The sequence below is a fragment of the Streptomyces sp. NPDC005181 genome (assembly GCF_040608395.1).
Classification (GTDB): Bacteria; Actinomycetota; Actinomycetes; order Streptomycetales; family Streptomycetaceae; genus Streptomyces.
This window is the reverse complement of sequence record NZ_JBEXID010000245.1, coordinates 1-1,571: the sequence shown is the minus strand read 5'-3', so window position 1 is coordinate 1,571 and position 1,571 is coordinate 1. Positions and strand designations below refer to the sequence as shown.

Annotated in this window: 1 protein-coding gene; it reads right to left on the bottom strand. The window is 70.3% G+C overall.

Going from position 1 to position 1,571, the window contains the following annotated elements; translation table 11 throughout:
* Positions 1 to 1,571: amino acid adenylation domain-containing protein (locus ABZV38_RS40375; protein ID WP_356333946.1), on the bottom strand; the 1,571-nt coding region annotated here is incomplete at both ends.

Sequence of the window (1,571 nt, the reverse complement as noted above, 5' to 3'; positions counted from 1 at the left end):
CGCACCACGTCGCCGCTGCGGTACATGCGGGAGCCGCCGGGGCCGAACGGGTCGGCTACAAAACGTTCCGCGGTGAGTGCCGGCCGGTTCAGATAGCCCCGGGCCAGCCCCTCGCCGGCAATGTACAGCTCACCGGCCACCCCGACAGGCACCGGCAGCAGACCACCGTCCAACACATACACCCGCGTGTTGTCCGCCGGACGGCCGATCGGTACGGCACCGGCCGGAATCCGGTCCGCGGGCTCGATCCGGTACTCCATGCAGCCGACGGTCGCCTCGGTCGGACCGTACTCGTTGACCACCGTGGCCTGCGGGTGACGCTCACGCCACTGATCCAGCGCCTCGCCCAGCAACGCCTCACCGCCCAGCACCAGCTCACCGACCCCGGAGCCAGAGCCGGTTTCGGCGCCCGGCACGCCGCCGACGGGAGAGGAGACGCCGGGCAGGCCGCCCAGCATCGCCAGATGGCTCGGTGTCGCCTTCAGGAAGATCGGCCCGTCAGCCCGCGTCTCCAGCGTCTCCGCCGCCTCCTCCAGGTCCACGATCTCGACACGGCCACCGTGCACCAGCGGCGCGTAGAGGGCGGTAACCGTCAGATCGAAGGACAGCGGCGAGTGCAGCAGGGCCGCACCCCGCACACTCGGATAGACCACCCCCGCCCAGGCGAGGTAATCGGCCAGTGACCGGTGTTCGACCACAACCCCCTTCGGGGTGCCGGTGGACCCAGAGGTGTAGATGACGTACACCGCGTCACTCCCCGACACCGTCCGCTCCGGATCGGTGTCCCCCTCCCCGCCCCGGGCCTCATCGAGCAACAGCAGCCGGGGGCCCTCGAAGGCCAGTTCCGAGTCCAGAACACGGGTGGTCAGGAGCAGTACCGGCGCCGCGTCGTCGAGGATGTAAGCGATCCGGTCGACGGGGTAGTCCGGGTCGACCGGCAGATAGGCCGCCCCCGTCTTGGCCACCGCGAGAAGGGCGACCACCGCCTCGGCGGAGCGGGGCAGGGCCACCGCCACGATCCGGCCGGGCGCGGCGCCCCGGCTGATGAGCAGGTGTGCCAGGCGGTTGGCGCGGGCGTTCAGCTCCGCGTAGTTCAGCGCCTCGCCGCCGTGGACCACTGCCGTGGCCTGTGGCGTACGCGCCACCTGGGCCGCGAACAGTTCCACCAGCGTGTCGCCGCCCGGACGCGCGCTGCCGCTCTCGCCCGTCCCGTTCTGAAGGATCCGGTCCCGCTCGGCGATGGAGAGCGAATCCACCCGTCCCACCGGCAGACCGGGAGTGGTCACGGCTGCTTGGAGCAGTCGCTGCAACCGGTCGCCCCAGGTGTGGACCGTGTCCTGATCGAAGACATCGGGACGGTAACTCAGCTCAAGGGTGAGCCGGTCACCGGGAAGAGCGGCCAGCCCCAGGGGGTAATGGGTGGCGTCGTGGGCGTGGAACCGGGTCACGTTGAGACTGGTGCCCTGCGGTTTGAGGGCGTCGGGCTCGATGGGGTAGTTCTCGAAGACGATGGCGGTGTCGAAGAGTTCGCCGAGTCCGGCGAGGCGTTGTATGTGGGCGAGGGCGAGGTG